This window comes from Kribbella sp. VKM Ac-2571 (assembly GCF_004362255.1).
GTDB classification, from domain to species: domain Bacteria; phylum Actinomycetota; class Actinomycetes; order Propionibacteriales; family Kribbellaceae; genus Kribbella; species Kribbella pratensis.
This window is the reverse complement of record NZ_SNWS01000002.1, coordinates 138,718-152,297: the sequence shown is the minus strand read 5'-3', so window position 1 is coordinate 152,297 and position 13,580 is coordinate 138,718. Positions and strand designations below refer to the sequence as shown.

The 13,580-nt window shown below is 66.9% G+C and carries 12 protein-coding genes; 8 read left to right on the top strand and 4 right to left on the bottom strand.

The genetic code is table 11. The features are described from left to right. Positions 1-16 precede the first annotated feature (16 nt). The 4 genes from EV651_RS04700 to EV651_RS04685 all read left to right on the top strand — a co-directional run bounded on the left by EV651_RS04700 (position 17) and on the right by EV651_RS04685 (position 5,338). Positions 17-799 carry a GNAT family N-acetyltransferase gene (locus EV651_RS04700; protein ID WP_133782407.1) on the top strand — a complete coding sequence of 261 codons (783 nt, stop codon included), beginning with the start codon at positions 17-19 and terminating at the stop codon, positions 797-799. After that, on the top strand, positions 796-1,323 hold the full coding sequence (locus tag EV651_RS04695) for a kinase (RefSeq protein WP_133782405.1): 528 nt from the start codon (positions 796-798) through the stop codon (positions 1,321-1,323). The genes EV651_RS04700 and EV651_RS04695 overlap by 4 nt, the downstream gene beginning before the upstream one ends. Continuing rightward, on the top strand, positions 1,320-3,602 hold the full coding sequence (locus tag EV651_RS04690; protein WP_133782403.1) for a helicase-associated domain-containing protein: 2,283 nt from the start codon (positions 1,320-1,322) through the stop codon (positions 3,600-3,602). Before EV651_RS04695 ends, EV651_RS04690 begins: the two co-directional genes overlap by 4 nt. Positions 3,603-3,697: 95 nt before the next feature. Further along, positions 3,698-5,338, top strand: a complete 1,641-nt coding sequence (locus EV651_RS04685) for a DNA repair helicase XPB (RefSeq protein ID WP_133782401.1) — start codon at positions 3,698-3,700, stop codon at positions 5,336-5,338. Positions 5,339-5,446: 108 nt separating this feature from the next. On the opposite strand, the gene EV651_RS04680 is transcribed toward EV651_RS04685, so the two are convergent. The 4 genes from EV651_RS04680 to EV651_RS04665 form a co-directional block, all read right to left on the bottom strand. Next, positions 5,447-6,307, bottom strand: coding sequence for a DUF559 domain-containing protein (locus EV651_RS04680; protein ID WP_133782399.1), 861 nt, complete (start codon positions 6,305-6,307; stop codon positions 5,447-5,449). A 155-nt stretch (positions 6,308-6,462) separates the two neighbouring features. Next, positions 6,463-7,173, bottom strand: coding sequence for a FadR/GntR family transcriptional regulator (locus EV651_RS04675; RefSeq protein WP_133782397.1), 711 nt, complete (start codon positions 7,171-7,173; stop codon positions 6,463-6,465). Between the two features lie 27 nt (positions 7,174-7,200). After that, positions 7,201-8,136, bottom strand: a complete 936-nt coding sequence (locus tag EV651_RS04670; RefSeq protein ID WP_133782395.1) for a dihydrodipicolinate synthase family protein — start codon at positions 8,134-8,136, stop codon at positions 7,201-7,203. 14 nt (positions 8,137-8,150) lie between these two features. Further along, positions 8,151-9,194 carry an exo-alpha-sialidase gene (locus EV651_RS04665; protein WP_133782393.1) on the bottom strand — a complete coding sequence of 348 codons (1,044 nt, stop codon included), beginning with the start codon at positions 9,192-9,194 and terminating at the stop codon, positions 8,151-8,153. 47 nt (positions 9,195-9,241) lie between these two features. Between EV651_RS04665 and EV651_RS04660 the strand changes: the two genes are divergently transcribed. The 4 genes from EV651_RS04660 (at position 9,242) to EV651_RS04645 (ending at position 13,577) form a co-directional block, all read left to right on the top strand. After that, positions 9,242-10,864, top strand: a complete 1,623-nt coding sequence (locus EV651_RS04660; protein WP_133782391.1) for an extracellular solute-binding protein — start codon at positions 9,242-9,244, stop codon at positions 10,862-10,864. Next, positions 10,864-11,808 carry a sugar ABC transporter permease gene (locus tag EV651_RS04655; protein ID WP_133782389.1) on the top strand — a complete coding sequence of 315 codons (945 nt, stop codon included), beginning with the start codon at positions 10,864-10,866 and terminating at the stop codon, positions 11,806-11,808. Before EV651_RS04660 ends, EV651_RS04655 begins: the two co-directional genes overlap by 1 nt. Then, on the top strand, positions 11,805-12,707 hold the full coding sequence (locus EV651_RS04650) for a carbohydrate ABC transporter permease (protein WP_166658499.1): 903 nt from the start codon (positions 11,805-11,807) through the stop codon (positions 12,705-12,707). The genes EV651_RS04655 and EV651_RS04650 overlap by 4 nt, the downstream gene beginning before the upstream one ends. Before the next feature lie 156 nt (positions 12,708-12,863). After that, on the top strand, positions 12,864-13,577 hold the full coding sequence (locus tag EV651_RS04645; protein ID WP_238156661.1) for a phosphatase PAP2 family protein: 714 nt from the start codon (positions 12,864-12,866) through the stop codon (positions 13,575-13,577). Positions 13,578-13,580 lie beyond the last annotated feature (3 nt).

The window sequence follows — 13,580 nt, the reverse complement described above, 5'->3', positions numbered from 1 at the left end:
GGTTCACTGCTTCGCGATGATCACCAGAGTCGATGACTACCTGCACAGGGTCCCGTTGTCCGGTTCGGTTGCCGAACAGGTCGGACCGTTCACTCTGTTCCGCAGTACGACGATTTGGCCGTACTACGCGCGCCCTGTGCCCGGCTCGGGGGTGACGATCGAGCCGGCGGACATCGAGCTGGTCCGCGCGCGGTGTGCCGAGCTGGAGATCCCACTGAGCTTCGAGTGGGTCGTAGAGACCTGTCCCTCGTTGGGCGACGCTGCGGCGGCTGCTGGCCTCAACGTGGTCGAGCACCCGTTGCTGGTGCTGGAGCGCGCGGACTTCCGCCCTGTCACGGCTGATGCCCGCTGCGAGATCCTGTCCGCTGACGAGGAGTTGGTCCGTCAGGCGCGTGCGGTTGCGGGACTCGCGTTCAGCGAGCCGGGGACGGGCATCGGCAAGGCTGGACCGGCCGAGAGAGATGCAGCGGCTGCTGAGATGTCGGCCGACATGGTTTCAGCTCTGCAGAACAGGGTTCTCCGTGGTGTGGCTGTAACGGCCGGTGCGTTCACCGACGACGGCATGGTGGCCAGCGGGACGCACCAGCCGGTCGACTCCACCACGGAGATCGTCGGCGTCGGCACACTGCCTTCCATGCGTCGCCGCGGCCTTGCAGCCGCCGTGACCTCGGCTTTGGTCGAGCACGCACTGGACAACGGCGTGGACCTGGTGCTGCTGTCCGCCGAGTCGGACGCGGTCGCAGCGGTCTACGAACGCGTCGGCTTCCACCGGATCGGACAAGCCGGAGCCGCTGAGTGACTGGGAGTCCTAGTACCCGCCTCGTCGTACTGCGCGGGAACTCGGGCTCCGGCAAGTCCACCACGGCCCGGTCGCTGCGTGAACGTCTGGGCCGCGGTACGGCGTGGGTCGAGCAGGACTATGTCCGCAGGATCCTGCTCCGCGAGTACGACCTCCCGGGTGGCGTGAACATCGGACTGATCGATCTGAACGTCCGCTATGCGCTCGACCACGGGTACGACGTAGTGCTCGAGGGCATCATGGACGCCGGCCGGTACGGCGACATGCTGCGGCAGCTCACCGTCGACCACCGCGGGACGACACTGCACTACTACTTCGACATCCCGTTCGAGGAGACCGTCGTACGGCACAGCACCCGGGACCTGCCCGGTGTGGAGCCGCACATGATGCAGGACTGGTACCGCGAGCACGACGTACTCGACGGAATCGAGCAGACCGTCATCGGCCCGGACTGTGCACTGGCCGAGACCGTCGCCAAGATCCTGACCGCCCTCGGCGAGCATCCCGTACCGTTGGAGGGATGAGCACGACCGAGCCGACCCGTCCCCGTACCCTCGCTGAGGCGTTGCGGGGCTGGGATGACGCCGCACTCGGTGAACTGCTGCGACGGCGACCTGACCTGGCGTTGCCGATTCCCGCGGACACCGGGCAGTTGGCTGCGCGCGTGACGAGCAACGCGTCGGCTGCGCGTGCGATCAACCGGCTGGACGAGTTCGGTGTGGACCTGTTGGAGGCGCTGTCCGCGCTGCCGGAGCCGGTGAACGTGGAGTTGCTGGCGCAGGGTGTCGGCCAGCCGGAGGAGGTTGTCCGGCCGCGGGTGACTGAGCTGCTGGAGCTCGCTCTGGTGTGGGGGACCCAGGACGACCTGCGGCCGATCCGTGCGGTGCACGAGCTGCTTGGACCGACGCCGGCTGGGCTCGGTCCGATCACGACGCGGCACTTCGGCGATCTGGATCAGTTGATCGACGACGCCGGTCCGGACGCGCGCGCCGTACTGGACAAGCTCACCTGGGGTCCGCCGACCGGTTCGGTGGAGAAGGCCGACCGGCCGGTGACGATCGCGTCGGCCCGGACGCCGGTAGAGCGGTTGCTGGCGCGCGGTCTCGTCGTACCCAAGGACGCGAACACAGTCGTGCTGCCTCGGCAGATCGGGCTGCACCTGCGGGGCGGGCGGGTGCTGGCGTCGACACGACCGGTGCCTCCGCCGCTCGCAGGTAAGAAGGTGTCGGCCGCTATCGCTGACCGGGCTGCGGCTGGTGCTGCGCTCGACCTGGTGCGATTGGTTGACCGGGCTCTGGAGCAGCTGGGGACCGAGCCACCGCCAGTACTGCGCACAGGCGGCGTGGGTGTCCGTGAGGTACGCAGCCTGGCCGGAAAGATCGGTGTGGAAGAGCAGACCGCTGCAGCGGTTCTGGAGATGGCGTACGCCGCGGGGCTCGTTGCTGCGGTGGAGGTCGGGACCAGCGAGCTGTGGCTACCGACCAGTGCCTACGACGACTGGCTGGAGCTGGACCTGGCGCATCGGTGGGCTCAGCTCGTCATGGCGTGGTTCTCCGGCCTCAGGGCGATCGGACTGATCGGGCGTCGGGACAGCACCGGCAGTACGGCGGCTGCGCGGGAGCGACTGATCAACGCGTTGGCGCCGGATCTGGAGCGGTTGCTGGCACCGGAGATCCGTGTGCTGGCGTTGCAGGCGCTGGCCGAGGCTGGTGCGGGTACTGCGCCGGCTGCAGAGACTGTGGTGATGTGGGTGGCTTGGCATCGTCCACGGCGCGGTGGGCAGTTCCGGGACGACCTGGTCGAGTGGAGCGTGTCTGAGGCTGCCCTGCTCGGGTTGACCGGGTTGGGTGCGCTGGCGGCACATGCGAAGCCGTTGCTGGGACCGGAGCCGACAGCTGACGAGCTGGCCGAGGCAATCAGTCCACTGATGCCAGAGCCAGTGTCTGAGGTGCTGCTGCAAGCTGACCTCACTGCGGTGGCTCCTGGGCCTTTGGTGCGGACCGTGCAGGATGAGTTGTCGGCCATGGCGGACGTGGAGTCCGACGGTGGCGCCGGCGTCTACCGGTTCAGTGAGAGCTCGGTACGGCGTGCTTTCGACCTCGGGCGCACTGCGGAGCAGTTGCACGCGTGGTTGGCGGAGCATTCACGTACGCCGGTGCCTCAGCCGTTGACGTACCTGGTCGACGACGTTGCACGACGGCACGGCGTACTGCGGCTGGGGACCGCGTCGACGTACCTGCGGTGTGATGACGAGAACGTACTGACCCAGCTGCTCAACTCGAACCTGCCTGGTGTGCGGTTCCGTCGGTTGGCGCCGACCGTGGTGGTGTCGCCGTCACCGCCCGACATGGTGCTGAGTCGGCTGCGGGACGCTGGGTTGGCTCCGCTGGCGGAAACCTTCGACGGAGCGTTGCATGTCACCGGCGCACCGCGACGTGGCGAGGCGCCGCGTCGACGTACCAGCCGGGACTTCAACGAGAGCGCGTTCGACCTGACCGATGACCAGGTGAAGGCGGTCATCGAGAAGGTCCGCGCCGGCGACCGGATCGCCGCCGAACGCCCCGGCGACGACGGCCTGATCGCACCCGCCGCCCCCGCCGAAACCATCGCCGTCCTGACCAACGCCGCCGAGGCCCACACCCGCACCTGGATCGTCTACGTCGACCACAACGGCCACTCGTCCGAACGCATCGTCGAACCCGTCCGAGTAGCCGACGGCTGGCTGACCGCCTACGACGACACCACCGAAACCCCCCGAACCTACGCCCTCCACCGAATCTCCACAGCCCGCCCAGTCGACTGAGCCCCGCGGACTGTGAGGTCGCAATCTACGGCGCCGGGGTTGGTTGTTGGGGCGGTCAGGCACAATGGAGGGTCGGGGCGACGATAGGAGTGCGGGTGACGGACGGTCCTTTGATCGTGCAGTCGGACAAGACCTTGTTGCTGGAGACGGCGCACGCGGACGCTAGCGAGTGCCGGAAGGCTATTGCGCCGTTCGCCGAGTTGGAGCGGGCGCCGGAGCACGTGCACACGTACCGGCTGACACCGCTGGGCCTGTGGAACGCGCGGGCCGCGGGGCATGACGCCGAGCAGGTGATCGACGTACTGCTGCGCTACAGCCGGTACCCGGTCCCCCACTCGTTGCTGGTCGACATCGCCGAGACGCTGGACCGGTACGGGCGGCTGCGGCTGGAGAAGCACCCGCAGCACGGTCTAGTACTGGTGACGACCGACCGACCGGTGCTGGAAGAGGTACTGCGCAGCAACAAGGTGAAGCCCATGCTGGGCGCCCGGCTCGACGACGACACCGTCCTGGTGCACCCGTCGGAGCGTGGTCACCTCAAGCAGACCCTGCTGAAGCTCGGCTGGCCCGCCGAGGACCTGGCCGGGTACGTCGACGGTGAGGCACACCAGATCGACCTGGTGACCGACGGTTGGCAGCTGCGCCCGTACCAGGAGCAGGCGACCGACTCGTTCTGGCACGGCGGCTCCGGTGTCGTCGTACTCCCATGTGGCGCCGGCAAGACGATCGTCGGCGCAGCCGCGATGGCGCAGGCCTCCGCGACCACGCTGATCCTGGTCACCAACACCGTGTCCGCGCGACAGTGGAAGGACGAGCTGCTGAAGCGCACCAGCCTCACCGAGGAGGAGATCGGCGAGTACTCCGGTGCGCGCAAGGAGATCCGTCCGGTGACGATCGCGACGTACCAGGTGATGACGACGCGCCGGAAGGGCGTCTACACGCACCTGGAGCTGTTCGACGCGCGCGACTGGGGCCTGATCGTGTACGACGAGGTTCATCTGCTGCCCGCGCCGATCTTCCGGATGACCGCCGACCTGCAGACCCGTCGCCGGCTCGGACTGACCGCGACGCTCGTCCGCGAGGACGGCCGCGAGGGTGACGTGTTCTCGCTGATCGGCCCGAAGCGGTACGACGCTCCGTGGAAGGACATCGAATCGCAGGGCTGGATCGCGCCCGCGGACTGCATCGAGGTGCGCGTGGATCTCGAGCAGACCGAGCGGTTCGTGTACGCGACCGCCGAGCCCGAGGACCGCTACCGCCTGGCCGCCTCCACCCCGGCGAAGTCCAAGCTGGTACGACGGATCGCCGAGCACCACGCGGACGAGCCCCTGCTCGTCATCGGTCAGTACATCGACCAGCTGGATGAGCTGGGTGAGCGCCTGGAGTGCCCGGTGATCAAGGGCGAGACCACGGTGAAGGAACGGCAGCGTCTGTTCCAGGCGTTCCGCACCGGCGAGATCAAACGACTCGTGGTCAGCAAGGTCGCCAACTTCTCCATCGACCTCCCCGAGGCGTCGGTCGCCATCCAGGTCTCCGGCACCTTCGGCTCCCGCCAGGAAGAAGCCCAGCGCCTCGGCCGCGTCCTCCGCCCCAAGGGCGACGGCCGCACCGCCCGCTTCTACTCCATCGTCGCAAGAGACACCATCGACGCCGAATTCGCCGCCCACCGCCAACGCTTCCTAGCCGAACAGGGCTACGCGTACACGATCGTGGATGCAGAGAACCTGTTTGCGTAATGTGCAAGGTCGACAGGACATGTCGGGTGCCAACAGTTCATCGCCTCGCTCAACGTCTGCGGTTCCAGGCGAGATTCGAGGGACATGTCCTGTCGAGGTTGTACGCAATCAGCCGGCAAGACGCCGAGCCAACGCGGCCCGGACGGTCGCGACGACCCAGGCCGGGTCTCCAACGACCTGCTCGTAGGTGAATCGGAGCACGAGCCACCCTGCCGCCACCAACTCGTCGTACCGGTGGCAGTCAGCGGCAAAGTCCCGCCGAGATCCGTGGAACTCGAAGCCCTCCGCCTCGAGTGCCAACCGGGCCTTTCGGTGCCCCAGATCCACCCTGGCCCGAAACCGCCCATGAGTCACCAGGACCTGCGGTTCGAAGTCGTCGATGCCCGCACTGATGAGAAGTGCCCGCAGCATCGACTCGAGGATGCTGTCTGAGAGGCGGGTCGCGGCTGCGGCTGTTCTGCGCGCGTTCGGACAGCCGTACCCACGCATTGCGGCTGTGGCGGCAAGAAGCTCCTCCTGGCTGAGCCGGCCGGTAGCGAGGGCTGCGTCCGCGACGGCCAATGCCTCGCCGAACGGGAGGATGCGGGAGCAGTCGACGACGGTCCGAAGCACCGAGGTGAGCCGGTTCCGGCGCTCGCTGGAGGTGGTCTCGGCCCAATGCAGGACGGCGGGCGGTCCCGGGCGTGGGTGGCGGTTGGGCGGGATGATGACGTGGGGCTTGTGCGGTTCCAGCAGCAGCGGAAGGCCCAGAGCCTTCGCCGCGCTGACGTGCGAGAGGACTCCGTCGTACGTGAGCACGGCCAGCTCGTCGGCCGGAAGGCCCGGCACCGCATAAATCCCCAGCGCGATCCGCTGTACCTCACCCCGCTCCAGCGCAGCCTCGACCGCGCGGCGGGAGGTCGCCCCGACCAGCTCGGCCCGGGTCGCCCAGCCGCCTTGGCGCGCGAGAACCTCACCAACCGATTCCATCCGAGGATGGTGCCTCAGCGGGGTCGATCGGTGAGTCGGCTTGTCCACAGGGGCAAGCTCGACAGGACATGTCCAGGTCCGATGGTGTGACGCACGCTCAGCTGACTGGCCGATGCTCTTCAGTGGACGTATATGTCCTGTCGAGCTTGCACGCGCTATTCGCCTAGGCGGGTGTGGATGCCGTTGAAGTGGCGTTTCATGGAGTGGGCGTAGGTGTCGGGGTCGGCGGACTGGAGGGCGTTCAGGAGGTCTCGGTGCCAGGCGGCGGCGTCGGCGGGGGTGTAGCGGGCGCCGGGGAGGCGGGCGTCGACCTGGGCGAAGGTTCGCCAGAAGACTGACAGCAGGTCGATGACCAGGGCGTTGCCCAACGGCTCGTAGAGGGCTTGGTGGAAGGCCCAGTCCTCGTCGGGGAAGTACTGCCCGTCGGCGGCCTTGGCTTCCATGCGTTCGACGATCGGTTCGAGGGCGTCGTACCCGTGCTCCTTGAAGTGCCCGACCACGTCGTCGGCCAGGCCGACCTCGATGGCCTGGCGGACCTCCAGGACGTTCTGGACGTCGCGGAGGTCGCCGGCCATCGACTGGGACATGCGGAACGCGAGGCCGTCCTCCAGGGACTGCAGGTTCACCTCGCCGACGTACGTGCCGTACCCGTGCCGGATCTCGATGATGCCGACCGCCTGCAGCGCCTTCATCGCCTCCCGCAGCGGGTGCCGGCCGACGCCCAGCTGCGCCATCAGGTCCTGCTCGTTCGGCAGCGGGTCACCCGCCTTCAGACCGCGTTCCAGGATGTACGACTTCATCGCGTCGCGGATGAAGGACTGATTCCCTGCCGCACCACGTGCCCGGCTGAGCCCACCCGTCGTCACTGCCGGCCTCCCTCTACCTAGGACCGCTCAGTGTAATCCGGCCCGTTCCAGGAGCGGTCGGACCGCGGCGATCTCCGTGTCGTTCAAGGGGATCGAGGGGTACGCCGTAACTGGGCAGTCGATCACGCCCAACAGGTACAACCCCGCTTTGAACGCGCCGAGCGCCGCCGAGCTGGCCCCCATCCGGGACCGGTCCGCCACGTTGATGATGTCGAACAACCGGAACAACCGGTCCTGCTCATCCCGCGCCGCCGCGGCATCACCACCCACCGCAGCCTTGAACAACCGCACGTACCCAGCCGGGTCCACGTTCCCGAGACCAGGTACGACGCCGTCCACCCCGAACGCCAGCGCCGAGTCGACCGTCACCTCGGACCCAGTCATGATCACGAAGTCGTCGAGCACCTTCTCCCGACGGGACAGCACCAGCTCTCGCAGCGAAGTCTCCTGCCCGGACGAGTCCTTCACACCTGCAATCACCCCCTGCTCGCCAAGAGACATCACAAGAGCAGCCGGGAGCTTGGTGCCTGCCCGCGGCGGGATGTCGTACGCATACAGAGGCGTGTCGCTCGCAAGCGACGCCAGCCGCACGAAGTGACGCTCGATCTCAGCAGGATGAGTGGCCGCATAGAACGGCGCCGTGGCGACGATGCCGTCCACACCGGCCTTCAACGCGGCAGAGACGTGCGCAGTGACCCGGTTGGTCGAGGTGTCGATGACGCCGGCCAGTACCGGCACCTGTCCAGCCACCTCCGCGACAGTCGTCTCCAGCACGACCTGTCGCTGCTCGTCGGTCAGAAACGTGCCTTCGCCGGAGGTGCCGAGCACGAACACCCCGTCCACACCCCCGGTCAGCTGGTACTGGATCAGCCGGGCCAGCGATGCGGTATCGACGTCGTACGACGGGGTGAGCGGAGTGACCAGCGGAGGTACGACACCGGTCAGATGGGCGGATGCGGTCAAGGGGTCTCCCAACCTCAAAGGGCGAATGTGGCGAAGCGCAAGGTCGCGAACGAGGACGTCTCACCGGCCTCGTAGAAGATCCCGATCGAGCCGTCGGGCAGCAGGACCAGATCGGAGTACCCGGCCATGCCCTGGTGCACGACCAGCTCCGGCTTCCACGACGTACCGGAATCCGCGCTGACGAAAACGGTCAGTTCCCGGCGCGACGTCGGGTTGACCGGTGTGGACAGCAGCAACCGCCCGTCCGGCAGGCAGAGCACGCTGCCCTGGATACCGGGTGCGGTGATCTCGGGAATCCCGGCGTACGGCGCATCGAGGGTCTGACCGCCGTCGGAGGACCAGGCGTGCACGCGGGCCGGGCCGGTGCCCTGGTGGTTGCGGGCGTTGAAGTACAGCCGCCCGTCGGGCAACTCGGCGACTGCGGTCTCGTTCGCGTTGATCTCCGCGCCGCCGTTGCGGTCCACAAACCCGACGGACCAGGTGAAACCACCGTCGTCGCTGTAGATGCAGTGCCCACCATTGAGACCATCCGACGGCACATAAGAATGATTGGCCGGTACGACGAGACGCCCGGAGCGCAGCGTGATCCCGTGGCAGGGACCCGTGGCGTACCAGCCCCAGTCGCCCGGCTTCACCTCCGCCGTGATCTCGCGGGTCGGACTCCAGGTCGCACCGTCGTCAGCGGACCGCTGCACGAATACACGCCGCCCGTTGACAGCATCGGCGCCCCGGGCAAGCGACATCTCGACCGCGTCGGCGCCGTTCTGCACCGTCACCAGCACGATGTCCCCGGAGGCGGGGTCGACCAACGGAACCGGATTTCCACAGGTCTTGCCCGGCACCGCCGACACCACCTGCAGCGGCAGCCAGGTCCGGCCGCCGTCGAGCGAACGACGCAGTACGACCTCGATCTCCCCCGCGTCGCCGGCTCCGTGCAGCCGGCCCTCGCAGAACGCGAGCACCAGCGAGCCGTGCGCCAGCACCGACGGGATGCGGAACGTGTGGTAGCCGCTCCCGGCCGGATCGAAGATTTCCAGAGCGCCGACCCTTGAAGACATAGGACGTACTATGTCATGGTGTGGCCCTCCGATGGAAGTGAGGCCTCATGCCGGTCAGCAGAAGAACATTCCTCGGCGGTGGTCTGGCCGCCGCCGCTGTCGCGGTCACGGGTACGCCGCTGCTGGCGGGGTGCGCGTCCGACAAGAAGAACACCGCCGCGGCGAACGCGGCCGTCAAGCTGCCGACGTACACGAAGTACGGCCAGATCACGCCGGACCTGCCTGGCACCGACGTGGTGCTGGACGGCTTCCTGAAGTACCCGGCGAACCCGGTGAAGGCGATCGCCGAGGCTCCTGGTGACGGCAAGCCGATCACGTTCATGACGAACATCCCCGGCGCCATCCCGCCCGCCGCCGACAAGAACCAGTTCTGGCAGGAGCTCAACAAGCGCCTGGGCTCCGAGCTGCAGATCAGCATGGCGTCGAACGACGAGTACAAGGACAAGTTCGCGACCCGGATCGCGGGCGGCGACCTGCCCGACATCCTGAACATCCCGCCGGACACGCCGCAGATCCCCGGTCTGGTGAAGTCCAAGTGCATGGACCTGACCGAGCACCTGTCCGGCGATGCGATCAGCAAGTACCCGTTCCTGGCGAACATCCCGGCCGAGTTCTGGAAGGGCTGCGTCTTCAACGGCGCCATCTACGGCGTCCCGGTGCCGCGCGGTATGTCCCGTACGTCGCTCGCGCTGTACCGCGAGGACCTGCTCGCCGCGAAGGGCATCAAGAACCCGGCGCCGAAGAACTTCCAGGAGTTCTTCGACCTGGCCAAGGAGATGACCGCGGCCAAGCAGAACAAGTGGGCCTGGACCCGGGTGCCGATGTCGACGATCCGGATGATGCTCGGGATCCCGAACGTCTGGAAGGAAGAGGGCGGCAAGTTCACCTCGATGTACGAGCACGAGGCGCAGGAACAGGCCCTCGAGGCCGGCCGCAAGATGGTCGCCGCCGGCGTGATCAACCCGGACGCTTTCAACGACAAGGCCAGCGCCCGCAAGCAGTGGTTCAACGGCGGCATCGCCGCGTTCGACTACGACAGCTTCGTGGCCTGGAACCAGTACTACAACGACAACAGCGCCGGTGACGCGTTCGCCGTGAACATGCTCGACGTACCGGGCTTCGACGGCGGCGAGGGCAAGCCGTGGATGGGTTCGGCGCTGAACAACGTGACGGCGTTCAGCAAGAACAGCACGCACTCCGCCGAGACGCTGCTGAAGGTCGCGAACTGGATGGCGGCGCCGTTCGGCACCGAGGAGTACCTGTTCCGCAAGTACGGCGTCGCGGGCCGGCACTACACGTTGCAGGGCACGGACCCGGTTCCGACCAAGGTGGGCACCGTGGAGACCGGTATCGGCCTGCAGTACATCAGCGACTCGACGCTGGCGCTGTACTGGGCCGGCAAGCCGGACGTGCCGCAGAAGCAGCACGCGATCCAGGAGAAGGTCGCGAAGCGGCTCGTGTACGACGCGTCGTACGGGCTGTACTCCGACACGGCGTCGAAGAAGCAGACCCAGCTCAAGAAGACGATGGACGACCTGGAGAACCAGATCGTGCAGGGCAAGAAGCCGGTCTCGGACTGGAAGGCGGCCGTGCAGACCTGGAAGTCCTCCGGCGGCGACAAGATGCGCTCCGAGCTCGAGCAGGCGCACGCCGACACGGCAGGGAAGTAATGCTGCAACGATCTACGAAGCGTCCGCAGCAGCAGCTGAGCCTCGGCCGGCGGCTGCTGCGGGACCGCGTGCTGCTGCTGTTCGCGCTGCCCGGGGTCGCGCTGATCATCGCGTTCCACTACGTGCCGCTGCTGGGCAACGTGATCGCGTTCAAGGACTACCAGCCGTTCCTCGGGATCAACGCGAGCGACTGGTCGGGCTGGGAGAACTTCAGCGTGATCTTCAACGGCGACCCGGCGTTCCTGCGGGCGTTGAAGAACACGCTGATCCTCACGTGTCTGCAGTCGATCTTCGTGTTCCCGGCGCCGATCCTGCTCGCGCTGCTGCTGAACTCGTTGTTCTCCGAGCGGATCAAGCGGATCGCGCAGAGCATCCTGTACCTGCCGCACTTCATGTCCTGGGTGATCGTGGTCGCGCTGTTCCAGCAGATGCTCGGCGGCAGCGGCCTGCTGAACAACTACCTGCGGTCGCACGACCTGTCGACGATCAACATCATCGGGAACTCCGAACTGTTCCACGTGCTGCTGACGTCGCAGATCATCTGGAAGGACACCGGCTGGGCGACCATCCTGTTCCTGGCCGCGCTGTCCCAGATCGACTCGCAGCTCTACGAGGCCGCGAGTGTGGACGGTGCGAGCCGGATGAAGCAGCTCTGGCACGTCACGCTGCCGGGACTGCGCGGGATCATCATCCTGCTGTTCATCCTGCGGCTCGGTGACTCATTGACCGTCGGTTTCGAGCAGATCATCCTGCAGCAGCAGGCGGTCGGCCGGGACGTGAGCGAAGTACTGGACACGTACGTCTACAACAACGGCGTACTCGGTGGCGCCTGGGGTGTCGCGGCGGCGGTCGGCCTGGTGAAGGGCATCGTCGGAGTCATCCTCGTGCTGACCGCGAACAAGGTGGCGCACATCTTCGGCGAGCAAGGGGTGTACCAGCGATGACTACCAAAATCGTGCCCCAGAAAATTGTGCAGGGCGTGCCGATGCCCGGCTGGCCGATGCGGATCTTCAAGGGTCTCGTGCTGCTGGTCTTCTGCGCGGTCGTGATCGTCCCGTTCGTCGGGGTGATCTCGACCAGCGTGGCGCCGAACAAGCAGATCAACGAGTCCGGCGGTCTGGTGCTGCTGCCGAAGTCGATCAACTTCGGGGCGTACGAGTCGTTGTTCGCCGGCGGCGTGGTGACGCGGGCGTTGTTCGTCAGCATCTTCGTCACGATCGTCGGGACGCTGCTCAGCCTGACCGTGTCGTGCCTGCTGGCCTACGCGTTGTCGCGGCCGGGTTTCGTCGCCGGGCGGCCGATCCTGCTGGTCGTGCTGTTCAGCATGTTGTTCTCCCCCGGCATCATCCCGCTGTACCTGACGGTCAAGGGCGTCGGGTTGCTGGACAGCATCTGGGCACTGATCGTGCCGACGATGATCAGCGCCTTCAACGTCGTCGTACTGCGGGCGTTCTTCATGAACCTGCCCAACGAGCTCACCGAGAGCGCGCGGATCGACGGCGCGGGCGAGTTGAAGACGTTCACCAACATCGTGCTGCCGCTGTCGAAGGCGGTGCTGTCGGTGATCGGCCTGTTCTACGCGGTGGCGTACTGGAACGCGTTCTTCTCCGCACTGCTGTACCTCAACGACTCGAAGCTCTGGCCGTTGCAGCTGGTACTGCGGACGTATGTCATCAACGACACTCAACTCGGCAGCGCCGAGCTCGGCACCGAACTGCTCCCGCCGCAGGCGTCGATCCAGATGGCGATCCTGGTGGTCTCGATCGTACCGATCCTGGTGATCTACCCGTTCCTGCAGCGGCACTTCGCCAAGGGTGTTCTGACCGGTGCCGTGAAGGGCTGATCACGACCGCGTCTCAACCAGTCTTCGGGGGTTGCCCAGGGCAACGTCAGGGTTGCGCCTGGGCAAACCCTGTGGGATCGGCGAGTACCGTCGAACGGTATGGGGATAGCTGCTGCCGAACGGGTGGGGACAGGCCGGGCACAAGTCTTCGGGAGGGTGGTACGGGAAGCAGTCCTGCTGGCAACACTGTTCCTGGTCTACAGCGCGGGCCGGCAGATCGCGGGCCGGCACACCGGGTCGGCGTTCGACCATGCGCACGAGGTCCTGTCGTTCCAGAACTGGCTACACCTCCCGAACGAGGCCTCCATCCAGCACTGGGTGCTGCAGTTCCCGCGGCTGGTCGAGGGCGCGAACCTGTACTACGCCAGCGTGCACGCCCCGCTGACCGCCGCAGTACTGCTCTGGCTGAGCATCTGGCGGCCGAAGGCGTACTCGCATGTCCGGTGGACGATGGTGTCGCTCACCGGACTGGCGCTGATCGGTCACATCGCGTTCCCGCTGGCGCCGCCGCGGATGATGCCGGGCTTCGTCGACACCGGGCTGCGCTTCGGCCAGTCCGTGTACGGCCCGGACCACACCGGCGGCGCGGTGAACCAGTTCGCCGCGATGCCGAGCCTGCACGTCGGCTGGGCCGCGCTGATCGCGCTGTCGATGATCCTGATCACCCGGTCGCGCTGGCGGTGGCTGTGGCTGCTGCACCCGATCATCACGTTCAGCGTCGTCGTGGTGACCGCCAATCACTACTGGCTGGACGGCATCGTCGCTCTGGTACTGCTGGCGGCCAGCCTGCCCCTCCTGCTGCGGCCCGGTCTGCAGGCCGACAGGCCACGGACCCGTAATTCGGTTCCACCGCGCAGAGTGCTCAAGTAACGT

Coding starts and splice junctions, on each gene's coding strand:
- EV651_RS04700 (WP_133782407.1), top strand. CDS start 17: ATGATCACCAGAGTCGATGACTACCTGCACAGGGTCCCGTTGTCCGGT.
- EV651_RS04690 (WP_133782403.1), top strand. CDS start 1,320: ATGAGCACGACCGAGCCGACCCGTCCCCGTACCCTCGCTGAGGCGTTG.
- EV651_RS04680 (WP_133782399.1), bottom strand. CDS start 6,307: ATGGAATCGGTTGGTGAGGTTCTCGCGCGCCAAGGCGGCTGGGCGACC.
- EV651_RS04665 (WP_133782393.1), bottom strand. CDS start 9,194: ATGTCTTCAAGGGTCGGCGCTCTGGAAATCTTCGATCCGGCCGGGAGC.
- EV651_RS04660 (WP_133782391.1), top strand. CDS start 9,242: ATGCCGGTCAGCAGAAGAACATTCCTCGGCGGTGGTCTGGCCGCCGCC.
- EV651_RS04655 (WP_133782389.1), top strand. CDS start 10,864: ATGCTGCAACGATCTACGAAGCGTCCGCAGCAGCAGCTGAGCCTCGGC.
- EV651_RS04650 (WP_166658499.1), top strand. CDS start 11,805: ATGACTACCAAAATCGTGCCCCAGAAAATTGTGCAGGGCGTGCCGATG.